We start from the raw sequence: 22163 nt of genomic DNA on the forward strand, positions 1-22163 counted from the left end.
GTATGTTTTACTCTTCAACGATCTCTTGTTTATCTAGTGCGGCATCAAGCAATTGATTGTATACATCGTCATCATTTTCAAGTAGCGCGTCAGTTTCTAAGAACTGCTCTTCACTTCCAGGCTCACCAGCAAAGCTTAGGCTGTAATCCCATTCCGTTCCTCTTGTACTGAAAAAAGTAATCTCATATGGAGCCTTATGGTTTTCGAGAGTAAATATCGTCCTCCCTACATAGCTTTTATCCTCTTTACGGCTCATTTCAGCACTTACGATCTCTAAATTCATCCGCTAATCTTCCTTCCATTCATCAAATCATTTCCCCTCTCAGTATAGCATTGAAATGAATGTAATTCCTCAATTTACACTGTAAATTCCATGTAATTGACTTTTTTCATCCGGCGGTTAATAATTTAGTACAATACTTGTAAAGTACCAAACTATTAGTAATTGGAGGAAATATCGATGACTGATTTCGAGGCAAAGCTTAGTAAATATGCAGATTTAGCTGTGCAAATTGGGGTTAACGTTCAACCAGGGCAAATTCTGGTGGTGAATGCACCGATTCTTGCAGCTGATTTCGTTCGTATGATTACCGCCAAGGCATATGCGATTGGAGCAAGCTTGGTGAAGGTGAACTGGAGTGATGCAAGCATTACACGCCAGCAGTTTGAACATGCTGCATCAGAAGTGTTCACTGAGCCTCCTACTTGGTACGCAGGTGAAATGACCGAACTCGCCGAGAAGGGTGCAGCTATTCTTAACGTGATCGCGGAAGATCCTGATGCACTTAAAGGTATTGATCCTGTACGCATTTCAAATTATCAAAAAGTACGGGGAGCCGCACTCACCAAATATCGTGAAATGCAAATGTCCGACAAAGTTAGCTGGAGTATTGTTGCCGTACCTTGTCAGGCTTGGGCGGATAAAGTATTCCCGAATGTTCCAGCTGAAGAACGTGTAAATAAACTTTGGGAAGCTATTTTCCACACCGTACGTCTTGATCGTGAAGATCCGGTAGCTGCTTGGCAAGAACATCTAAACACCTTAGATCAAAAAGCAAATGTACTCAACGCAAAAAAATATAAGAAGCTGCATTACATAGCACCTGGTACGGACCTAAGCATTGAACTTCCAGAAGGCCATATTTGGGCACAAGGAGACAGTATTAATGCTAAGGGTCATTCTTTTGTAGCCAATATGCCTACTGAAGAAGTATTTACCGCCCCTCTAAAGACTGGCGTGAATGGCACCGTACGAAGCACAAAACCTCTTAGCCATGGCGGCAACATTATCGATGGATTCTCTATTACTTTTGAGAATGGACGAATTGTTAGTGTTAGTGCAGAGCAAGGACAAGAAGCACTAGAACACCTCATTAGTATGGATGAAGGCGCTAAATACCTCGGTGAAGTTGCGTTAGTTCCTCATAAGTCCCCTATCTCTGAGTCCAATATTCTTTATTACAATACCTTGTTTGATGAGAATGCATCCAACCACCTGGCTATAGGTATGGCTTATGCTTTCTGCTTAGAAGGTGGTAAGGATATGACTCCTGATGAACTGATTGCACATGGATTGAATAATAGCGTTACCCATGTGGATTTCATGATCGGTTCAGCGGAAATGAACATTTATGGTATATCTGCTGATGGAACCGAAGAACCTGTATTCCTGAATGGAAACTGGGCGTTCTAATTATTGCAAATATGAAATAAAAGACTAGAGATATTGGGAGGAGTTGAAACTATGTTAGATTTCAAGCAAAAACTGGAGAACTATGCGTTGCTGGCAGTGAAGATTGGGGTTAATATCCAACCTGGGCAGACCCTTGTTGTAAATGCCGACATCGTTTCGGCAGAACTAGTGCGTCTTGTCGTACGCAAAGCCTATGAAGCGGGTGCGAAGCTCGTCAAGGTTAATTATAGCGACGAGGTTGTTACACGTACACGTTATGACCTCGCTCCATCCGATTCCTTCTTGGAACCGCCACAATGGCAAGCAGATGAATTAGAAGATCTGGCTAAAAAAGGTGCAGCATTTCTATCGATAACTTCAACGAATCCAGATCTGTTGAACGGTGTTGAATCAGGAAGAATTGCAGATAATCAGCGGATCTCTGGACAGACATTAGCTCCATATCGTGAGTTGTTAATGGGGAATCACGTAAGCTGGAGTATTGTAGCCTTCCCATCAGCATCGTGGGCGGCAAAGGTATTCTCTGAAGCATCACCTGATCAGCAGATTGATTTGCTATGGGATGCTATCTTTAAAGCTACACGTGCGGATCAAGCTGACCCTATTCAAGCATGGAGTCAACATTTAGATGGCCTGAAAGCACGTTGTACTGCTTTGAATGATAATAAGTTCCGTAAGCTGCACTATACAGGACATGGAACCGATTTGACGATTGAGCTACCAGAAGGGCATATTTGGTGTCAAGCAGGAGCTGTCAATGGCAAAGGAGTTCCTTTCCTAGCCAATATCCCTACTGAAGAAGTATTTACTGCCCCACTGAAGTCTGGTGTGAATGGTAAGGTAAGCAGCACTAAGCCGCTTAGCTATGGGGGTAATCTTATTGATAATTTCACCCTCACCTTTGAGAACGGCAAAGTAACGGATTTCACCGCTGAAAAAGGTTCAGAAACGCTTGCTTCCCTTATCGCGTTAGATGAAGGCTCTGCTTATCTTGGAGAAGTCGCTTTGGTGCCTTTCCACTCCCCGATCTCCGAGAGCGGAATTCTATATTACACCACATTGTTTGATGAGAATGCCTCCTGCCATTTGGCGTTAGGTGCAGCATATGCCTTTACCCTTCAAGAGGGTACAACAATGACCAAAGAACAATTGCAGGAAAAAGGAATGAACCAAAGCCATACACATGTTGATTTTATGATGGGTTCACCTGAAATGAGCATTGATGGTATTAAGGATGATGGAACAACCGTACCGATCTTCCGTGATGGAGATTGGGCTTAATTTCTTCGCTTAAATTATTGAATAAATAAAATGCCAAACAACCTGCTTGGTTCCTCTTCCGAGGACAAAAGCAGGTTGTTTTTTATTGCAAACTAGATATCCAGAAAATAAATAGTCCAAATTTGAATAAAAGTTCAATATTTGTTCACACTATTGTTGATTTCCGTTCACAAATATGTCACAATACAGTTAAGGATCTAATTTCCAAGGAGGGGATTATCATGTTGAGAGACCCAATATCCAATGAAATTGACAGCGTTGAAGAAGAACAGCTCGAAATTCAAGCACCGGTGGATTCAAGAATTGTTGCATCTAATGCAATCAAATATACCGCCTATGTTATGCTGTTTTTCGGATTCTTGTATTTCCTGATTGCTTACTTGGCACCTATGTTGGAACAATAATGTGATGGATATGATTTTATTAGAAAACGCTTACGGTTAATCACTCTCATGGGAGTAGTGATTAACCGTTTTTATTTCCATGAGAATGCTTTGTTCGTCCAGGCTATTGCTGTAGGCGACCATATGCCATTCATTTTGGAATGTAGCCAAGCTATTGCCTCTTCTCTATCGCCTTCAAATGAGGAAAGACCGTTATCTTCCATCCAGTGGCTTACAGTCTCAAACGAGGTACTGCTCCAGCCATTTTTCTCACCTTCTGCATTTTGGCGTTCTTTTACACCTGAAATAACGATGTCCAGCGATGCCTGAAGCTCCGTAACCGCATTATCAAAAGCCGTCTTCTTTTCTTTAGCCTTCATATCAGCTTCAATACGAAGTATACGCGTATCAATCCCTTGATGTTCACGGATAATTTGCAGTAAAGTCACTGCTTCTCTGCTGGCCAATCCGTCATTATAACGTTCTTCTATAGATTTAGTACTACCTACAGCTGCCACAAATGCTGGAAACCACTCCCTAGAGACCAAGATAGCTTTCTTCTTAACAAATTTACCGTATCCAGCCAAGCCTTCACCAGGAAACCTTACACGCCATGACCATGGATCTAGCTCTGAACCCGTATGCCAATTCTCCGCTTTCGTTAATCCATTTAAAGATGGGTGCTCAGGAATCAGAGTGGCAAGCGGCAAAATCCCAATCTTGGTAACGATTTCTGCAGTTTCCTCAAAGGTGATAACACTTTCCTCTTCATATCCCTTATACATCACAACATCATCTCCTATGTACTCCATTATTTAGACTTCATATTTCCGATCCCAGCAATATAAGTACTGATGAGCCGAGATAGGCTTACATTCGTATCAAGCGCCATTCCAAAACCGCCCTTTTGTTCCAAAGAGGCAAAGCCATGCAAAATGCTTCGTAACCCGCGTACTGCATGAATTTCTCCTTCCTCACCCAATTGATAATCCTTCATCACATGAATGATAAGCTTCAAAATATGATCACTTGCCGTTTCCAGCTCCGTATTTGCCTGTTCAGGGGCTCGCAACGTTGTCTCGTATAATCCAGGTCTGCTTCTAGCAAAGTCCACATACGCTCGCCCCATCGCCTGTACAGCAGCGTCTCCACTAAAGCCTTTAGCTGCGTTGCTCATTGCATTGGAAAGCTCACCTAGTCCATAAATCGCAAGTTGTGTGCGCAATTCCTGTAGCCCGTTAATGTGATTATATAAAGACGGAGACCGAACACCTAGTTTGTTAGCCAATGCGGCTAAGGTTACGGCCTCTATTCCTTCATGATCGGCAATTTCTGCTGCTGCAATAACTAGCGTACGACGATCTAATCCTGCTCTAGGTGACATTTTAATTACTCCTATCTTGAATCATTTGTGCTTTGTGAATAGCTTTCTCCATGGTTTGTACTGGGTTTCTAAGTAAGTCTCCATGTCCAGTAGCCAGTATAGTCGGGGAAGCCTCTAGAAGCTTAATTGCACTTTTTAATGCTTGATCTTTACTCCAGGTTGCTATAGCCGGAAACGGAAACCAAGGAATTATGGTTCCTGAAACTGCAGTTCCCCGGAAAGTTTGAAAAGCATCTCCAACGATAACAGCGCCGCTTCGTGAATCAATGAAAGACATAGATCCAGGGGTATGACCAGGAGTTAGAATTGCTGTTAATGAACCAATGGTATCTCCATCATAGAGCAATACATCTGGTCTCGTTGTTACCTTCTTGGGCACGCCTCCCTTTATAGGGGTCTGAGGTTCTCCCTCACGAAGGGAACGATCTCCACTAAGCAATGCTGCATCCCTTTCTGAAATGTACACCTGAGCCGCTGGAAGCTGTCTCTTTAGCTCATCCAGTGCACCTATATGATCGTCATGAGCATGCGTCAATATAATACGAGTGATCTTTTTATCAAGCTTCGCTGCGGTATCTATAATTCCTTTTACACTGAACGGCATTGCCGCATCTATCAAAGTCAACTCATTCTCTTCCTCAATGATGTAACAATTCACAGGAAACACTCTTGGCATCCAAGTTAGCTGTAATAAATGACCTTCACGCGTTACTCTCATCATTACCCCTCCATAAAACTAATGGTATTAGCTTAAATATAAACTAATCATATTAGTTTTACAAGAGTGAATTATTAGTTTTCTTATCCATCTAGACTTTTGTCCGCATTTTTATTAGATCTTTTAATAATGAACCACTGCATCCATGTTATCCCAACGAAAAATATAACGGAACCCACAAGGGTGCTCATGATACTTTTAGCAATATCCAACTCCCCGGCTACTCTAAAATCAGATAGGAACATTAAAGCGGCCCATATTAACGTACTGACAGCTCCCCCAATTAAATTGATTTTCTTATACCGTCTTACATCGCCTTCTTTACTCGGTAGCAGATATATTCCATCTTTAACGGAACGAACAGTAATATACAAACACCCTGCCATCACAATCACAAACGTATCCAACCAATACTTAATGTCCCATTGCAGAATAAACACTTTTACCAAAAGACTAACCATAAAGCCCACGAACACAATCATAAAACCATGCGTACTAAACTTCTGAATTTCACTGATAATCCGCTCATCCTTAATCCTTGTCCTGCTCACCCTTATTCCTCCCAAAAAATATCGTTTAAAGATCGATCCAATGCCTTGCAGATAGCTATGCACAACTTAAGCGTTGGGTTATAGTTCCCGGCTTCAATCAGACCAATCGTCTGTCTTGTAACCCCTACAACTTCCGCTAACTGTTCTTGGGAAAGATCTTTTTGTATACGTGCCAGTTTCATCTTGATGTTCTTGTTCTCCCCCACGCTTTTCCCTCCTTATTTAAATTCATCCACTTAACCAAATTGTAATCAATATCATTCATTATGTACATTATATATTGCTATAAACATTTAACGCGATTTTGCTATCCGACCATACGACATTAGGAGCTTGAACTTACAACAAAAAAGCACCCCTTCGGATGCTTCGGATATATATTCTTTTAATATTCATTATTCAAATACCGTAAAACCTTCTGCTTATTCCACTACAGCGTTCTCTGGATAGCTATCAATGATCTTCAGCAGTTCAGAAGCATCCGTGCGTGGACGGCTGTCTGGCACAGTCTCCGGGTATCCGGCATGGATCATAGCTATGATCTTCTCTCCTGGCTTCACACCAATTTTGTTACGGAATTCAGGATTATTGATATAAGGATCGGTCTTCCAAATCGTTCCCACACCTTGCTCCCAAGCTGCTAGCTGGAAGTTCTGCACAAGTGCTGACGCTGCTGCAAAATCCTCATCCCACTCTCTCTGCCGAGGATCCTCAGGCATCACCACAATTAACGTTAAAGGAATATTTGAGATATATTCTTTTCGCTTAGCAGCCACTTCAGGATCAGAAAAAGCACGTTTCACGAAAGCAAATGCCGCTTCAGCCAAGAACTTTGTACCATCACCTTGAAAAGCAATAAATCTCCACGGCTCACGCACCCCATGATTGGGCGCCCATACAGCTACATTTAACAGTTCCTCTAATAGACCTTGTGGCAGTGGATCTTTTTTAAAAAGCTTAATAGAGCGTCTTTCTCTTATTACTTCAGCTACGCTATTCTTTTGAGTCGGTTGAGTTTGAGTCATGAGATCCACTCCCTATAGTAATAATGATAATCATTATCATTAATGATACATTATCTATCTGCGATTTGCAAATAATAGAAACAAAAAACACCGTTCCCTAAGGAACGATGTTGAAGGCTTCAGCCGAAACGACCCATGATATATTCTTGTGTCATTTGATTCTCTGGATTAGTAAAGACCTTATCCGTCTTATCGTATTCTATAAGGGATCCCAGATAGAAGTAAGCCGTATAATCAGAAATCCGTGCAGCTTGCTGCATGTTGTGTGTCACGATTACTATGCGTAGCTCTTCTTTTAACTCCTTGATGAGCTCCTCTACTTTACCAGTGGAAACCGGATCTAATGCGGATGCTGGTTCGTCCAAGAGTAGAATTTGTGGGTTAACTGACAACGCTCTTGCAATACAAAGGCGCTGCTGTTGTCCACCGGACAAAGCTAATGCTGAATCTTTTAAACGGTCCTTCACTTCATCCCACAATGCTGCTTTACGAAGGCTGCTCTCTACAATCTCATCGAGTGCTTTTTTTCCTTTTACCCCATGGTACTTCGGTCCAAAGGCGATGTTATCATAAATGGATTTATAGAACGGATTGGGTTTTTGCCAAACCATACCGATCTTCTGACGCAGTTTGATAACGTCTGTGCCAGGAGCATTAATATCAACGCCATCAATCCAGATGCTTCCTTTGGTTGTTGATCCGGAGATTTCGTCATTCATACGGTTCAGTGAACGAAGAAAGGTTGATTTACCGCAGCCGGATGGGCCGATCAGTGCAGTAACCGTATTTTCAGCAAAAGGAAGACTAATCCCCTTAACTGCCTCATATGTTCCATAAAAAATACTCAGGTCCTCGGTTTGAAAAGATTCACGCACTGCTGTTGCCGACGTTCCCATCGATTACTCCTCCTACATCTCTACTTTAGTTTTTAGGAATTAGTTCATTCTTTTTGAAGCTGTAAGCTTACGATAAATAAATCTACCGAAATAACGTGCTGCCAAGTTGAAGATCAACACCATAATTACAAGTACTGCTGAAGCTCCCGCAGCAATTTGCGCGGCATCAGGAGCAAGGCCTTCACTATTTACCTTCCAGATATGAACAGCCAGTGTTTCAGCTGGACGGAAAGGATTCAGTGGTGAGTTCGGACTAAGTGGATTCCAGTTAGTGAAATCTAGTCTTGGGCTACTCATTCCTGCAGTGAACATCAACGCGGCTGCTTCCCCAAAGACACGGCCAGCAGACAAAATAGTACCCGTAATAATCGTTGGTAATGCTACTGGGAACAACACGGAGGTTACGATTTTCCACTTGGACAATCCTAGTGCAAAACCAGCCTCTTTTTGTTGCTTCGGAACACTACGGAAAGCTTGCTCAGTAATCCGAACCATCAGCGGTAGATTAAAGACCGTCAATGCCAGTGCTCCAGAGATTAAGGAAAAGCCAAGATTAAAATAGTTAACAATCAGCAATAGACCAAACAAGCCGACTACGATTGAAGGGAACGAAGATAATACCTCAACAATTAAGCGAATAAAGCCGGTGATTTTTCCTGGACGAGCATATTCAGCCATGTAAATACCGGCACCCAGTCCTAGAGGTACTGTAATTATTAGCGTGAGTACCAAAAGGAATAAGGAGTTGAATAGCTGAGGGCCAATCCCTCCACCTGCTCGAATTTTTTGCGGTGCAGAGAATAGAAAATCCCAACTAATGTGACTAAGACCTCGAAAGAGGATATATCCTAATAGACCAACCAGAATAGCTACGATGAGCAATGCGAAAAACACAATAAGGCTTGTGGCAATTTTATTTACGGTTCTTGGCTTCAAATTTTATTTCTCCTTTCAAGCAGTCTCACAAAGAAGACAAATACAAAGGTCATCAGCATAAGAACCAGTGCCATACTCCACAGAGCATTATTGTGTGCAGAGCCCATGGTTGTGTTCCCCATTCCAAGCGTGATTACACTCGTCAGGGTAGAAGCTGATTCAAAGAGTGATTTTGGTACGAATGGCGCATTCCCGATAACCATCTGTACAGCAAGGGCTTCACCGAATGCACGTGCCATCCCCAGTACAATACCAGTCATAATTGCAGGAAACGTTGTCGGAATAATCACTCGAGAGATCGTCTGCCACCGGGTGGCACCAAGCGCATAGGAGGATTCCTTTAAATTTTGCGGCAATGAAGCCAGCGCGTCTGCAGCCACGCTTGTAATCGTCGGAAGAATCATGACCGAGAGCACAAGCGCGCCTGCAGCTACCCCGATGCCTTGACCAGGCAGGTTGTTGCGTAAAAACGGTACAATAACACTTAATCCGATAAAACCATAAACAACTGAAGGGATACCTGCCAACAGCTCGATTACGGGCTGAAGCAATTTTTTGCCCCATCCTGGGACAATCTCAGTCATGAACAGCGCAGCGCAAAGGCTAAGTGGACTAGCAATCAATGCTGCAAGTAGAGTAACTAAGAAGGATCCCGTAATAAACGGAAAAGCACCAAAGGATGGCGTATCTGCTTCAGGTGACCACTTTGTTCCGAATAGAAAATCAGTAACGCTAACATCACCGCTTGTGAAAGTTGAAATACCTTTAGACGCCACAAAATATACCATCGATACAATGATTGTTATCAATAGCAGTACACAGAAGGACATATATGTACGTCCCACAAAATCTTCAATATGATGTTTCTCGATGCGTGAGTTCTTTAGTTTCACCCTCAATTGCTCCCTCTTTCTAAAGTGAAAAGAGAGGCAGATGTATCCGCCTCTAATCACTTGAGATTCTAATCCTTACAAATTACTTAGAAGTGAATTACTTAGCTGTAACATTTCCTGCAACGTCACGAGTAACTTGCATTTTTACTGCTGGAATGTATCCAAGCTCAACGACTTCACCTGTTTGTACTTCGTCTGTCAAGAAAAAGTCAAGGAATGCTTTTACTGTTTCATTTGGTTCGCCGTTTGTGTACATGTGCTCGTAAGCCCATACTGGATATTTACCAGAAATAACATTGTCTACAGATGCTTCTACACCATCAAGGCTAAGTGTTTTGATTGAATCGTCAAGGTATGAAAGAGCCAGATAACCGATAGCCCCTGGAGTTTCTCCGATCATTTTCTTAACAGTACCGGAGGAATCTTCTTGAATCGATCCTGGGATATCTTCAGTTTTAGTTCCAAGTGCAAAGCTTTCAAAGGTTGCGCGAGTACCGGAGCTGCCTGGACGGTTGATGATTTGGATTTTTTGATCCGCTCCGCCAACTTCTTTAAAATTTGTAATTTTTCCTGTGAAAATATCGATAAGCTGTTGCTTAGTCAAGCTGTCCACACCAGCATCCGGATGAGTTACTGCTGCGATCGCTACTACTGCTACTTGATGATCTACAAGAGCTGCTGCTTTTTCTGCATCTGCATCTTTTAGTTTTTCTTCTGCGAATACGTCAGAGTTACCGATATCTACTTGTTTCTCAGCTACTTGAGTAAGACCAGTACCACTACCGCCGCCTTGAACCTGAATGTCCACACCAGCATTTTTATCCATGAAATTCTCGGCTACCAGCTCAACCAATGGTTGTAGTGCTGTTGAACCTGAAGCTAGAATCGAACCACTTATTTTAGCGCCGCTACCTTCATTTGTAGCTGCAGCGTTTCCTCCCGTGTTGTTTGCCCCACCATTACCGCAAGCTGAAAGTGCTAGTACGCTTGTTAAAGCCAAAGTCATAACCCAAGATTTTTTGAATTGCATTGTTTTGTCTCCTCCTAAATGTTTTGTTAGCACGGCTTCCTCATACAGTTCATACGGAACTGGCTTGGAAAGCTTTAACATGGTGTTGTGGAGCTTTGGCCCCCATATGCTTGTTTACTGTAAAAGTGCATTGTACGCATATGTTATTGTTGTTGTCCGGAGCTTCTTGGCCCCTCTGACTCTTCTTATTCTAGAGCTCGTTCGTTAGAGAAACTTCTTAACTTTGTAAAGCCAACGATAAAAATACCAATAGAAACTATATATATGTATAGATTTAATCTATAATGGAGATATAATTTGTTATCCAACTTATCATTGTACGGAGGAAAATCATGAATATTATGAAGTTAAAGATCGTTATCCTACTTGAAAAATATAAGAAAGTAACCGATGTAGCTGCTGAATTAGGCCTTAAACAACCCACAGTATCTTTTCATATGAAGAATCTAGAGAATGAATTTGGAACGCCTTTATTCCAATATCGAAGTGGAAGAGTACTGCTCACAGATGCGGGTCGTGCCCTTTATCAATATGCGCTCAAGATTGTCTCACTTACAGCCGAAGCTGAACGTACTGTTAAACAGTTTTCTTCACCAACACAAGGTACTTTAAAGCTGGAAGCAAGTTATATACCTGCAACTTATATTTTACCTAAAGCGCTAATCCAATTCATGAAACAATATCCTGGGATTAATAATTCAATGACGATCCAAAGTGATACTTTGTTAAAGGAACGACTCCGAAGCCGGGAAATTCAAATGGCTATTTTACACACTTCTGATTGGCATGATGAATCCTTTAACTTTCAGCTGGTTGTCCGCGACGAGCCTGTGCTCATTTTTGCCCCTGGTCACCCTTTTGCAACTATAGAGAAGTTAACACCAGAACAGATCGCGCTTGAGCCTTGGATTCAGTATGAGGGTGGTTCTTGTTTACGGGGATTTGCGGATCAATGGGCAGAAATAAATCATATTCGCTTGTGGAACCGATCCGAATTGAATTCACCTGAAACTCTAAAGATGTTAGTTAGCGAGGGAGATGGCGTAGGTATTTGTTCTAGAGTTAGCATTGAAGCAGAACTTGCGTTAGGTCGTCTTTGTTATGCTCCTCTACCGGGAGTTTTGCCTGAGAGCGGTGGTTTTGTACTGGCTTGGCGAAAAGATCATATATTAACGCCATTGCAGCAATCTTTTGCCGATATATTAAACAACGTATAGGTCCTTCTATTTTATAAAAGGGAGCGCCCAAAGCCAAAATGGTTTTGAGCGCTCTTATTTGCTTATTCTATAAAGGGAAACATTAGCTTTTCATTCTCACTTGTGTACATATTTTCCTTCGTGATGAATTCGGAGCCTGTATCCATAACAGGAGCTACTTTGTGACCTGAAACGACTTCAAGTGCAGTTTTCACAGCCAAGTACCCCATAGTAAAAGGTTTTTGAATCACCGTTCCCAGCATCGTTTCGTTCTCCAGCAACTGAACCTCACTACTGGAATTGTCGAACCCAACCAGCTTCACTTTTGATTTTAAGCCCATATCCATAATCGCCAGTCCCGCACCTAATGTAGAGGGCTCATTTAAGCCAATGATTCCCTTTAGTTGTGGCTGATTCTTTAGAAGATCAACAGTTAATTGATATGCCTTCTTCGAAGATCCGTTACTGTAAAGAGTATCCTGCACAAGATTAACTCCATTCTGAGATAAAGCATCCCGAACCCCTTTCTCCCTTTCGATAGCTGTAGCGGAGCCTGGTACAAAATTCATAATGGCGACTTGATCGTCGCTTTGAATATTTTCAATCAACTTCTGCGCTGCTTTACGGCCTGCTTCATAATTATCTGTGGCGATAAAACTATCCGATACACCGCCGTTCAGTCCCGAATCCACCGTAATAAGAGTGATACCAGCAGCCTTAATCTGCTCTGCAACCGGAACGAGACGATAATAGTCGGTAGCAGCCAATATAATGGCATCGGGCTTCTCCTCAATCGCCTGTTCCAGTAATTGAATCTGCTTATCCACATCTAGCTCGGTATCTGTTCCTACCGTATGGACATCTGCACCGAATTCCTTGGCAGCAGTCGCCACACCTTGTTTCATTACTTCCCAGAATTCAATACTGGTATCGATAGTCTTAGGAACATAGATAATGGTTCTGACTTTTGGATCAAGCTCATTCGTAAACATACGATATCCTACCCACCCGAGCGCTACAATGAAGATTACCAGTAGAGCAGACAAGCCTATTTTCGACCATAGTGAGCTCATGGATTCTCCTCCTCATAGAGCGCAGGAATTCTTAAAGTGACCGTCGTCCCTTCTTCCATTTCACTCGTAAAAGACAACCCGTAATGGTCCCCGAAATATAGCTGAATGCGATGGTTCACATTTGCGACGCCAACCCCACTGCCAATCCTGTAATCTGCCTTTTGAAGCAATAACTTGTTCATCTGCTCTGGATTCATACCAACACCATTATCAATAACCTGAATGGTAATATCGTTTTGCTCTTTTTTACCTCTAATCAGGATGTGCCCTTGCTCAGGATTATGCTTTATCCCATGATAAATCGCATTTTCAACTAAGGGTTGAAGGACCAATTTCAATATACTGCATTCAAGAATGTCTTCATCCACTTCTATCGAATATGTGAATTTATGGCGATAGCGCATATTCTGAATCGTTAGATAGTGTCGAATATGTTCTAATTCTCTTGCGATCGGAATCAATTCCTCGCCCTCACCAATCGTAGAACGCATCAGCTTCGATAATGATGAGGTCATTTCGACCACCTCCTCCATCTTACCGGTCTCTGCCATCCAGATGATCGAGTCTAGCGTATTGTACAAAAAGTGGGGCTTAATCTGTGCTTGTAAGGCCTTCAACTCACTCACGCGTTTCATCTCTTGCTCCATCACAATCTGACTCATCAACTCTTTAATCTTCATAATCATCAGGTTAAATGTTCGGGCAAGCTTGCCAATTTCGTTCGTGCTCTCAATTTCCACACGAATGTCGAACTCTCCGCGTTCAGCCTTTTTCATGTTTATTTCAAGATTCTTGAGTGGCTTAGTTAGTGCGTATGAAAGAAGCACAGATATAGCCATGGCAAAGATGAGACTTACTGCTCCCCACAAGGCAGCTGTACCTTGCATCTGCTGTTTGTTAGCAACCAGATCATCTGGATAGGTCACCCCCACAATCTTCCAACCAAAGCTGGTTGTATCCACCGTGTACAGCTTCTGCTCGTTCCCTGTGTTCACTGTAACCGACCCGCTTTTAATCCCAAGAACGGTTTCCAATTGCTCGAACTTGAGCTGCGAGTAGATCAGCTGCTGTTGAGGATGATAGACTAGGCTCCCTGACGGATCTACGATGAATACATAGCCGCGTTTTCCCAATTCGATTTGTTTGCACAAATTGTTAATAACGCTGTAATTAAGATCTACAAGTAGCACACCTTGTCGATCTGCTTCCATTTCTGAAAAGGTATCTGATAGCTTTCTACTGATCGACACTACCCAACGATATTCATCCTGAAATAAGTGCTGCACATGTGAAGAGGAGACAGCCACTCCCGTCTGGTTCAAAGCTTGCAGATACCACTCTTGAGCAATCAACTCAGGAAGCGGTTTCAAAACTGCGTCCAGTCGATCCGAAACCGTTATCCCCTCTGAGCTTGCATACACTATAGAAGAAATGTCGGTGCGGGATTGGACGACAGATCGAAGATATTGGCTGGCTAACTGCTTATCTTTGACTTTTCCATCTTGTCCCGAACTCGAACCTTTTACATATCTCTCAAGATCACTACTAGTTAATACCAAAGCAGCAATACTCTCCATGTTACTAATATAATTCTCGATGTTCAGTTTTACTTGTTCTATTAATTGTGAAGTATAGGCTACGGAGTTCCCCATGACGGCAGCTGAGGAGAGTCGGTATGAAGTATAGCTCAGAACTATAGTTGTGCAGAGAATAAGAAGGGAAAAAGAAATAGCGATATTATTATGAATACTTCGACTTCGGAAGAAGCGATGAGGTTTCATAGAAGGAGATTCTCCTTCTGTCGCTGTCGATATTCCTTCGGTGTGATCCCAACATTACGTTTGAAAATCACACTAAAGTACTGTGGATCAGCATAGCCAACTCTAGCAGCGATGTCATAAGTCTTCAACTGTGTGACGGTAAGGAGCTCTTTAGCTTTTTCCAAACGGAGACGAGTCAAATACTCAATAAAAGTCTCTCCAGTATGCTGTTTAAAAGTCACACTGAAATAACTGATGCTCATAAAAATATGGCTGCACAGCTGATTAAGTGAAAAGCTGTCATTACAATAATTCTCCCGAATATAAGCTTCTGCTGCCTTCATCTGAGAGGTTCTGACGGTTGTTCTTTGTTCCGATAGCTTGAGTATCAACTCATGGCAAGTTCTCTCCAAATAATTCCTAGCTTCATCTAAAGTCTTAAGGGCTGCAACCTCAGCAAACATATTATGCGAAACAAGCTCTGTATTTGGGAATCCGATATCGACCACATAGTTCATTAGAGAGACGAGCATTTGGTAGAGGCTACTGCGGCAGTCTTCTATAGAAGAGCTATTGCTTTTTAGCTCCTGAAACCATTTTGAGAGGACTTCCGAGATCGCTGATGCTTTACCTGTCTTCAACGCGGATATGAATTGCTTTTCCCATGAAGAGAAATGTGCTTGATCCATTCCTTTGCCGAACTCAAGATCCTGTATGGAGATAACCTTATCTATACCTAAAAGATATCGATATTCTATGGATGAAATCGCTTCCTGGAATGATTGTGGAATTTGCTGTAAATCAGCGTATTTTCTACCGATGCCGATGGTTGCAGTCAGCTTCAAGTACTTGTTCAGGCTGGTTTGTACTTGATCTGCAAGAAGTTGTGTTGTGACTTCGATCTCTTCGGAATCCCCTGATAATATCGCAGCGAGTTTCCCATCTCTCGTCTGAAATACGACACCGCCCTGCTCCTTCTCAAGTTGCTCCTGCACAATGTTAAAAGCAGCAAAGCGCAGTAGCTCAGCATCAGAAGCAATATCCAGGCTACGATTGTCCATTTCTATATCGATTACGATTGCAAGATTAGCCTCACCCTGCAGCTGTATATGAAAATAATTCATTTTATTCTCGATCTCGTCGTTTTTCATACGAGTAGTAACAAGCTTCTCCAGAAAACGTTCGCGAAGCAAAGGAAAGCTCTGATTTAATTGCATACGAAGCTTAGCGATATTGGCCTTTTGTAAATGCTCTTCATCCAAATCCTGCTTCATCTTGCTTAGATATTCGGCAAACTCACGAGCATTAATTGGTTTTAACAAATATTCCGTCACCTTCAAGGTTATAGCCTGTTTAGCGTATTCGAAGTCTTCATAACCAGTTACGATAATGACCTTCATGTCCCGGTATCGTTCCATTACAGCTTTAGCCAATCCTAGTCCATCCATAAAGGGCATGCAAATATCTGTAATAATCACATCAGGTCGATACTGCTCGACTGCATCAAGGGCATCTCTGCCGTTATCGAAATCTCCAACAAGTTCAAAACCATGATTATTCCATGCTATCTTCTGTTTAATCCCCTCACGAACCTCGTCTTCATCATCAACTAGAATAATCTTATACATCCAACACCTCCTCAGCTATTGACTCATCGAGTACATGTAATGTAAATGTTTACCTTTTGGGATAAGCATAATAGAGGTTGCCTTCTTGAGGCAACCTCTATTATTAATCTCTTCTATTCGTACAGCAGAGGTTTGATCTCATCGGAATCTATATTGTTCTTATCGTACCAGTGAAACCCGGTATCAATATTCTTTTCTACGGTTTCCCCTTTAATCGCCTGCACAGCTGCCTTCACCGCTTGATACCCAATACCAATGGGGTCCTGTGTAACAGCGCCAGCTACAACACCACTACGAATAGCATCCATTAACTGTTTACCGGAGTCAAAGCCGATAACCACAATCTTACCACCCATCTGTAATTCATTTACTGCATTAGCTACTCCTACTGCAGATCCTTCGTTTGAGCCATAGATTCCATTAAGGTCCGGATTGGCTTGCATCATCGCTTTTGCAAGATCCGTGGACTTCAACTGATCTCCACCGCCATATTGCGGCTCTAACACTTCAATATCTGGATATTTCGCTTTCATTTGTTCTAAGAAGCCATCACGACGCTGTTGACCTGTACTGCTTGTTTGGTCATGTACAACTAAACCTACTTTACCCTTTTTGCCGATCAACTCAGCCATTTTATCAGCTGCCAAAGCTGCTGCCGCTTTATTGTCAGTCGCTGCGGTTGCTACAGGAATATCGCTATCTACACCAGAGTCAAAGCCAATGATTGGAATATTGTTTTCCTTTGCCTTTTCCAGATATGGAATCGCTGCTTTGCTATCGAGAGCTGCTAACGCGATTGCTGCTGGTTTCTTATCTAGCGCCGTCTGCAGCATTTCAATTTGTTTATCTACCTGACTCTCGTTTTCAGGTCCTTCAAACGTAATCTCGACATTAAACTCCTTGGCAGCCTTCTCGGCTCCTTGCTTCACCGCTTGCCAGAATTGATGCTGGAAGCCTTTTGAAATGACAGGGATATATGGTTTGTCTGAACCGGATGCACTCTTCTTACTATCACTGTTGTTACAAGCACCAAGTAAGGTAGTAGCCAGTAATAAACTGGCAAGCATGATAATCCCTCTTCGACGTTGTTTCATTTAAATCTTCCCCCTCGTCATTTGCTTTGTATATCACTCCGTATGGAGATAATACCTCGTTCATTGCTTCCGTCTGCGAAGAATATCAGCATACACTGCTATGATGATGACAACACCAACAATGACTGTCCGCCATTCCTGAGCAACGGACATAATCTGTAAGCCATTCGTCAGTACACTCATAATCAGTGCACCAATAATTGTACCTAGAATAGAACCTACGCCCCCACTTAAAGATGTGCCTCCAATGACGACAGCCGCTATAGCTTCAAGTTCATAACCAGTGCCAAGTGATGGCTGGGCTGAATTTAGACGTGATGCCATCAGGATACCAGCGATTCCGCTGAAAATCCCTGTGATGGTATAGATCACAATCTTCCATTTGACCGTATTCACACCTGATAAGCGAGTTGCTTCTTCATTGCTGCCAAGTGCAAAGTTATAGCGACCAATAATGGTCTTCGATAAGATGATGCTTGCGATAACACCGAGCAATAGGAAGATTACGATGGTGTTAGGAATGCCTGGGATCATCTTGCCCATTGCAATCTTGGAAAAAATCGGATCATCATTGAAATAAATCGGCTTGGCACCCGTTATGACAAGTGATAATCCTTTAGTGACCATCATGATCGCCAGAGTAGCAATGAAAGGAGGAATATTCATTTTCGCCACCATTAAACCACTTATAAAGCCGCAAAGTGCACCAGCTAGAATCCCGCCTACAATTCCGAGTGGAACAGGTAGACCCCAGAATGTAATGATGACGCCAACCATCACCGAGGAGAAGGTCATCACAGTACCCAAAGCAAGGTCGATCCCACCCGTAATAATTACAAAGGTTGCGCCCAGCGCTAAAACTCCAATTACAGCTGTCGAGACGAGAATTCCAACTAGGTTAGAAAACTGAAAAAAGTTACTTGATGCTACGGAAAATACGATGACCAGAATGATCAAACTTGCGAATGCTAGTAATTTTTGTTTAAACCCTGATTGCGCCCCGGTTTGCTTCGAGCTGATAGGCTGGCTAATCCCTTTATCTGCGATCTTCATGACCTTGACACCTCCGATAAACTCTTGAACGATTATGAACGCATCGTCGCATATTTCATTATCGCTTCTTGCGATGCTTCTTCTGCGAGTAGTTCACCAGTTATACGTCCTTCACACATGACAATAATGCGATGGCTCATTCTTAGAATCTCTGGGAGATCTGAAGAGACTATAATGATCGCTTTTCCCTCACCTGCTAGCTGATCAAGCAACTTATAGATCTCACTTTTCGCTCCTACATCAATACCACGTGTGGGCTCGTCGAAGATTAACACATCGCAATCTCTCGTTAACCATTTCCCGATAACTACTTTTTGCTGATTCCCACCGGATAAGAATTTGACTTTTTGACTTACACTTGGAGTCTTGGTTGCTAGTGCTTCCGCATGCTGCTCCGCGGACTTTCGCATCTCCCGATCCCTCATCCATCCGAATGCATTACGGAATTTATAGAAGGAAGCAATCGCATTATTCGTGCTAATGTCCATATCTACAAGCAGCCCGTAGCGTTTGCGATCTTCGGACAAATAGCCAATTCCATGCTGCACGGCTTGGTGAGGCTGTTTTATACGAACCGTATTTCCATGCAGCTTAATCTCGCCCTTATCGATAGGATCAGCCCCAAATACGGCACGAACAACCTCAGTACGTCCAGCGCCCATTAATCCAGCGAAGCCCAGAATCTCACCTTTATTCAGATGAAAGCTGATATCCTTCAACAACTGCCCACTGGATAAGTTTCGAACCTCTAGTACGACTTGCTCTGTCTGTAACGAAAGCGTTGGCTTCGACGTTTGATACAGTTCACGACCAACCATCATGCTAATAATCTGATCAATGGTTATTGAATCCGTCCGAACAGTATCCACGTAACAACCATCCCGCATGACTGTAATGCGGTCTGTGATCCGTTTCAACTCATCCATGCGGTGAGAGATGTATATAATACCTACACCTTTTTCTCGTAATTGCTCGATCATACGGAATAACTCGTTAATTTCCGTATCTGTCAACGCTGCAGTTGGTTCATCCATGATCAGTACCTCCGCATTGAAGGACAAAGCTTTGGCGATTTCAACCATTTGCTGATTAGCAACTGTCAGATCTGAGACCAAAGTCTTCGGATCTAGTTTTAGATTCATCTGATCAAACAGTTCCTGCACCTTACGATTTAGCTCCAGATCATCAACGAACCATTTCAGTGCCTTGCGCGGCTCACGACCAATAAATATATTTTGGGCCACTGTAAGATGCGGCATTAGATTCAGTTCCTGATGAATGATACTAATCCCGAGTTCCTGCGCAGCGCGAGTATTGGCAATCTCCACCTCAGATCCTTTGTACCACATCTGACCCGCATCCTTGGAATAGACTCCTGTTGCAATCTTCATTAAGGTAGACTTTCCTGCGCCATTTTCACCGACTAAGGCATGCACTTCCCCACGCTTCAGCTCAAATTGACATTGATTCAATGCATGAACACCAGGAAAAAATTTATCAATCCGCGCCATTCGTAGTAATACTTCGTCCATTTCATATCCACCTCAAATCCTTTATGAATGCCTTTTTGTAAAGTAATCGCTTTCAAATGTTGAATGTAAAATTATTGTATTACCTATAAGTTTCCAATGTAATGGAATATTCTCCGTAAAAAAGTTTAAAATTTTATGTTTTGAAGCAAGCAAAAAAGACTACACCGTCCTTTTACGGACAAAGTAGCCTTTAGATTAGCTCATATGTGTATAACAGTTGTAATCCTTACATTCGAATAGCCTACAGGTTCTGACCCTTTCCAGCCACCAAGGTGAATGTCTTTGGTATTCCTTTATCATAAACATCCGAGGATAGATTGGGTTCTTCGATCAATTGGCGGATCACAAGCCCGGAACTGGCAGCAGCTGTTACAATTTCTCCAAGCGTCCAGCGGCGCCAATATACAACGCTATGTTCCTGTTCGTCTATTGGTTTGCCTGTGGAAGGCAAATACTTAGAGTATGAGACCTTTTTTTCTTCCAATGTCGTATCGAAATAGTCCCCGCTAACTTTGTGCTTACGAACCTTCGCTGTAGAACCCTTAGAGGATATCAGCTTAGTTGTCACAGGATGGAAATCACGTAGAACAAAAATCCCACCAGGAGAAAGTAAATGGCGGACGGTTTCCATAAACGGTGCTAGGTCGGTAAAGTAGTGTACAATTCCTAATTCAGCAAATACGATATCATATGAACCATCGAGCACGTGATCTGGCAGCTTAAGAACATCCGATACGATATAGTTAAGCTGAACACCTGCTTCTTGTGCGAGATCAGCTGCATAACGCGCATTAGCTTCTGAGAAGTCAGCAACAGTAAGGTCTGCTCCAAGTAATGACAGCGCGACTGCTTTCATTCCGTTTGATCCCATGAGATTCATCATCTTTTTACCCTGTACATCTCCAAAATAAGAAGAGAGCGGGTACAGCTTTGCACTTGGTTCCTTAATTAACTTGGCTGCAGCCTCAGACGGTGTACCAAATCGAGCAACCCAAGCTGTGTACGTGTCTTCGTTCCATAGTTCCTCACTCGTTGGCGCAGTGCCTTTTCCAGGATGCAGTTCTAAATTTTGATCTTGTTCTTCCATACCTTGCGACCCCTTTATGATTAAAATATCTGTTATGAAGCATTCTGAATGGCATCTTCCACCTGAATCGTTTTCTTTCTTCCAGCGTACAAATATACGCCCAGTCCAAACATAACCAAAAGTCCACCTGCCCATTGTAGCGCAGTTAATTGTTCACCTAATAGCAGATAAGCAAGGATACTAGCCCCCACTGGTTCTCCTAAGATGTTCATAGATACCGTAGTTGCGGATACATACTGAAGCAGCCAATTAAATAAAATATGACCAAACACCGTAGGAACAACTGCTAGCAATAGGAAAATCCCCCACTCATTCGCAGGATAATTAAAAAAGGAAATCCCCATGAACAGATTGTATATGGCAAACACACCAGCCGCTGATAAGAAAACTATCAAGCTGTACAGGTATGAGGGCATGCGCACTACAAGCTTTTGACCGATAAGCATATGCACAGCTACCGCTACTGTTCCTCCAACCGATAACAAATCACCTTTAAGATTATCTGCAGAGATACCAATATCGCCCCAACCGATAAACACTACTCCGCCAATAGCAATACTCAGCCCCAGAATAGCAGACACAGCCGTTTTTTCCTTATACAAAAAATAAACGCCCAGCATAATAAACACTGGCTCCAGCGCCATGATCATCGTTGAACTAGCTACCGAAGTATACTTCAAAGAGCCCATCCAAAGCAAAAAATGTAGAGCTAGCATAGTGCCTGAGAGCACTAGCATGATCCAGTCTTTTTTACGAAGAGCGAACGCTGCTCCGCTGTATGGTCTTGCAAAAGGCAACATCAGCAGCGAGGTGAACAATAGCCGATACATTCCTTGTACAGATGCTGGTGCATCAGACCATTTAATAAAAATGGCAGAAAAAGAGATGGCCACAATCCCAATCAACATTAAAATCGGAATAGGAAGTGGCGGTTTTTTAAGCTTCACATG

23 protein-coding genes are annotated in these 22163 nt (G+C 42.6%); 4 read left to right on the forward strand and 19 right to left on the reverse strand.

The window, feature by feature from the left end; all coding sequences use genetic code 11:
- Window positions 1–7: 7 nt before the first annotated feature.
- Window positions 8–283, reverse strand: coding sequence for a hypothetical protein (locus tag NSS87_RS16650; protein WP_042188584.1), 276 nt, complete (start codon window positions 281–283; stop codon window positions 8–10).
- A gap of 177 nt (window positions 284–460) precedes the next feature.
- Here NSS87_RS16650 and NSS87_RS16655 point away from each other — a divergent pair, with 177 nt between their 5' ends.
- From NSS87_RS16655 to NSS87_RS16665, 3 genes are all read left to right on the forward strand, one after another.
- The gene (locus NSS87_RS16655; RefSeq protein WP_339241401.1) at window positions 461–1693 is read left to right on the forward strand and encodes an aminopeptidase; all 1233 of its coding nucleotides are present in this window, start codon (window positions 461–463) and stop codon (window positions 1691–1693) included.
- Between the two features lie 51 nt (window positions 1694–1744).
- On the forward strand, window positions 1745–2974 hold the full coding sequence (locus NSS87_RS16660; RefSeq protein ID WP_339241403.1) for an aminopeptidase: 1230 nt from the start codon (window positions 1745–1747) through the stop codon (window positions 2972–2974).
- A gap of 221 nt (window positions 2975–3195) precedes the next feature.
- The gene (locus NSS87_RS16665) at window positions 3196–3378 is read left to right on the forward strand and encodes a hypothetical protein (protein ID WP_042128123.1); all 183 of its coding nucleotides are present in this window, start codon (window positions 3196–3198) and stop codon (window positions 3376–3378) included.
- A gap of 71 nt (window positions 3379–3449) precedes the next feature.
- Here the strand turns inward: NSS87_RS16665 and NSS87_RS16670 are convergent, their stop codons facing one another.
- The 10 genes from NSS87_RS16670 to NSS87_RS16715 form a co-directional block, all read right to left on the reverse strand.
- Window positions 3450–4142 (reverse strand): hypothetical protein, encoded by a 693-nt coding sequence (locus NSS87_RS16670; RefSeq protein WP_339248599.1) that lies wholly within the window; start codon window positions 4140–4142, stop codon window positions 3450–3452.
- A gap of 26 nt (window positions 4143–4168) precedes the next feature.
- A complete protein-coding gene (locus tag NSS87_RS16675; protein WP_339241407.1) occupies window positions 4169–4741 on the reverse strand; it encodes a WHG domain-containing protein in 573 nt (190 codons plus the stop codon).
- A 1-nt stretch (window position 4742) separates the two neighbouring features.
- The gene (locus NSS87_RS16680; protein WP_339248601.1) at window positions 4743–5459 is read right to left on the reverse strand and encodes an MBL fold metallo-hydrolase; all 717 of its coding nucleotides are present in this window, start codon (window positions 5457–5459) and stop codon (window positions 4743–4745) included.
- 83 nt (window positions 5460–5542) lie between these two features.
- A complete protein-coding gene (locus NSS87_RS16685; protein ID WP_339241408.1) occupies window positions 5543–6010 on the reverse strand; it encodes a DUF6773 family protein in 468 nt (155 codons plus the stop codon).
- Window positions 6011–6012: 2 nt separating this feature from the next.
- Entirely contained in the window at window positions 6013–6192 is a 180-nt protein-coding gene (locus NSS87_RS16690) for a helix-turn-helix transcriptional regulator (protein WP_042132222.1), read from the reverse strand.
- A gap of 240 nt (window positions 6193–6432) precedes the next feature.
- Window positions 6433–7035 (reverse strand): nitroreductase, encoded by a 603-nt coding sequence (locus NSS87_RS16695; RefSeq protein ID WP_339241410.1) that lies wholly within the window; start codon window positions 7033–7035, stop codon window positions 6433–6435.
- Window positions 7036–7154: 119 nt separating this feature from the next.
- Entirely contained in the window at window positions 7155–7931 is a 777-nt protein-coding gene (gene pstB, locus NSS87_RS16700) for a phosphate ABC transporter ATP-binding protein PstB (RefSeq protein WP_042188599.1), read from the reverse strand.
- 39 nt (window positions 7932–7970) lie between these two features.
- Window positions 7971–8867, reverse strand: a complete 897-nt coding sequence (gene pstA, locus NSS87_RS16705; protein ID WP_042128135.1) for a phosphate ABC transporter permease PstA — start codon at window positions 8865–8867, stop codon at window positions 7971–7973.
- Window positions 8864–9766 (reverse strand): phosphate ABC transporter permease subunit PstC, encoded by a 903-nt coding sequence (pstC, locus tag NSS87_RS16710; RefSeq protein WP_042128137.1) that lies wholly within the window; start codon window positions 9764–9766, stop codon window positions 8864–8866. Before pstC ends, pstA begins: the two co-directional genes overlap by 4 nt.
- Window positions 9767–9857: 91 nt before the next feature.
- Window positions 9858–10790, reverse strand: coding sequence for a phosphate ABC transporter substrate-binding protein (locus tag NSS87_RS16715; protein ID WP_042193985.1), 933 nt, complete (start codon window positions 10788–10790; stop codon window positions 9858–9860).
- Window positions 10791–11122: 332 nt separating this feature from the next.
- On the opposite strand from NSS87_RS16715, the gene NSS87_RS16720 reads away from it, so the two are divergent.
- Window positions 11123–12007, forward strand: coding sequence for a LysR family transcriptional regulator (locus NSS87_RS16720; protein WP_339241416.1), 885 nt, complete (start codon window positions 11123–11125; stop codon window positions 12005–12007).
- A 62-nt stretch (window positions 12008–12069) separates the two neighbouring features.
- Here the strand turns inward: NSS87_RS16720 and NSS87_RS16725 are convergent, their stop codons facing one another.
- The 8 genes from NSS87_RS16725 to NSS87_RS16760 all read right to left on the reverse strand — a co-directional run bounded on the left by NSS87_RS16725 (window position 12070) and on the right by NSS87_RS16760 (window position 22160).
- Window positions 12070–13059 (reverse strand): substrate-binding domain-containing protein, encoded by a 990-nt coding sequence (locus tag NSS87_RS16725; RefSeq protein ID WP_339241419.1) that lies wholly within the window; start codon window positions 13057–13059, stop codon window positions 12070–12072.
- Window positions 13056–14840, reverse strand: coding sequence for a sensor histidine kinase (locus NSS87_RS16730; protein WP_042188605.1), 1785 nt, complete (start codon window positions 14838–14840; stop codon window positions 13056–13058). The genes NSS87_RS16725 and NSS87_RS16730 overlap by 4 nt, the downstream gene beginning before the upstream one ends.
- On the reverse strand, window positions 14837–16447 hold the full coding sequence (locus NSS87_RS16735) for a response regulator (RefSeq protein ID WP_339241423.1): 1611 nt from the start codon (window positions 16445–16447) through the stop codon (window positions 14837–14839). Before NSS87_RS16735 ends, NSS87_RS16730 begins: the two co-directional genes overlap by 4 nt.
- 113 nt (window positions 16448–16560) lie before the next feature.
- The gene (locus tag NSS87_RS16740; protein ID WP_042188607.1) at window positions 16561–17541 is read right to left on the reverse strand and encodes an ABC transporter substrate-binding protein; all 981 of its coding nucleotides are present in this window, start codon (window positions 17539–17541) and stop codon (window positions 16561–16563) included.
- 60 nt (window positions 17542–17601) lie between these two features.
- A complete protein-coding gene (locus tag NSS87_RS16745; protein WP_339241426.1) occupies window positions 17602–18594 on the reverse strand; it encodes an ABC transporter permease in 993 nt (330 codons plus the stop codon).
- Between the two features lie 32 nt (window positions 18595–18626).
- Window positions 18627–20126, reverse strand: coding sequence for a sugar ABC transporter ATP-binding protein (locus NSS87_RS16750; protein WP_339241428.1), 1500 nt, complete (start codon window positions 20124–20126; stop codon window positions 18627–18629).
- A 241-nt stretch (window positions 20127–20367) separates the two neighbouring features.
- Entirely contained in the window at window positions 20368–21213 is an 846-nt protein-coding gene (locus tag NSS87_RS16755; protein WP_042188610.1) for a class I SAM-dependent methyltransferase, read from the reverse strand.
- A 32-nt stretch (window positions 21214–21245) separates the two neighbouring features.
- The gene (locus NSS87_RS16760; RefSeq protein WP_339241431.1) at window positions 21246–22160 is read right to left on the reverse strand and encodes a DMT family transporter; all 915 of its coding nucleotides are present in this window, start codon (window positions 22158–22160) and stop codon (window positions 21246–21248) included.
- Window positions 22161–22163 lie beyond the last annotated feature (3 nt).

This window comes from Paenibacillus sp. FSL F4-0243, from assembly GCF_037963295.1.
In the GTDB taxonomy this organism is placed as follows: Bacteria; Bacillota; Bacilli; order Paenibacillales; family Paenibacillaceae; genus Paenibacillus_AQ.

What these genes read in the sequence shown, in the direction of transcription:
- NSS87_RS16650 (WP_042188584.1), bottom strand. Translation starts at nt 283, where the DNA reads ATGAATTTAGAGATCGTAAGTGCTGAAATGAGCCGTAAAGAGGATAAA.
- NSS87_RS16655 (WP_339241401.1), top strand. Translation starts at nt 461, where the DNA reads ATGACTGATTTCGAGGCAAAGCTTAGTAAATATGCAGATTTAGCTGTG.
- NSS87_RS16660 (WP_339241403.1), top strand. Translation starts at nt 1,745, where the DNA reads ATGTTAGATTTCAAGCAAAAACTGGAGAACTATGCGTTGCTGGCAGTG.
- NSS87_RS16665 (WP_042128123.1), top strand. Translation starts at nt 3,196, where the DNA reads ATGTTGAGAGACCCAATATCCAATGAAATTGACAGCGTTGAAGAAGAA.
- NSS87_RS16670 (WP_339248599.1), bottom strand. Translation starts at nt 4,142, where the DNA reads ATGTATAAGGGATATGAAGAGGAAAGTGTTATCACCTTTGAGGAAACT.
- NSS87_RS16675 (WP_339241407.1), bottom strand. Translation starts at nt 4,741, where the DNA reads ATGTCACCTAGAGCAGGATTAGATCGTCGTACGCTAGTTATTGCAGCA.
- NSS87_RS16680 (WP_339248601.1), bottom strand. Translation starts at nt 5,459, where the DNA reads ATGAGAGTAACGCGTGAAGGTCATTTATTACAGCTAACTTGGATGCCA.
- NSS87_RS16690 (WP_042132222.1), bottom strand. Translation starts at nt 6,192, where the DNA reads ATGAAACTGGCACGTATACAAAAAGATCTTTCCCAAGAACAGTTAGCG.
- NSS87_RS16695 (WP_339241410.1), bottom strand. Translation starts at nt 7,035, where the DNA reads ATGACTCAAACTCAACCGACTCAAAAGAATAGCGTAGCTGAAGTAATA.
- pstB (WP_042188599.1), bottom strand. Translation starts at nt 7,931, where the DNA reads ATGGGAACGTCGGCAACAGCAGTGCGTGAATCTTTTCAAACCGAGGAC.
- NSS87_RS16715 (WP_042193985.1), bottom strand. Translation starts at nt 10,790, where the DNA reads ATGCAATTCAAAAAATCTTGGGTTATGACTTTGGCTTTAACAAGCGTA.
- NSS87_RS16720 (WP_339241416.1), top strand. Translation starts at nt 11,123, where the DNA reads ATGAATATTATGAAGTTAAAGATCGTTATCCTACTTGAAAAATATAAG.
- NSS87_RS16725 (WP_339241419.1), bottom strand. Translation starts at nt 13,059, where the DNA reads ATGAGCTCACTATGGTCGAAAATAGGCTTGTCTGCTCTACTGGTAATC.
- NSS87_RS16730 (WP_042188605.1), bottom strand. Translation starts at nt 14,840, where the DNA reads ATGAAACCTCATCGCTTCTTCCGAAGTCGAAGTATTCATAATAATATC.
- NSS87_RS16735 (WP_339241423.1), bottom strand. Translation starts at nt 16,447, where the DNA reads ATGTATAAGATTATTCTAGTTGATGATGAAGACGAGGTTCGTGAGGGG.
- NSS87_RS16740 (WP_042188607.1), bottom strand. Translation starts at nt 17,541, where the DNA reads ATGAAACAACGTCGAAGAGGGATTATCATGCTTGCCAGTTTATTACTG.
- NSS87_RS16745 (WP_339241426.1), bottom strand. Translation starts at nt 18,594, where the DNA reads ATGAAGATCGCAGATAAAGGGATTAGCCAGCCTATCAGCTCGAAGCAA.
- NSS87_RS16750 (WP_339241428.1), bottom strand. Translation starts at nt 20,126, where the DNA reads ATGGACGAAGTATTACTACGAATGGCGCGGATTGATAAATTTTTTCCT.
- NSS87_RS16755 (WP_042188610.1), bottom strand. Translation starts at nt 21,213, where the DNA reads ATGGAAGAACAAGATCAAAATTTAGAACTGCATCCTGGAAAAGGCACT.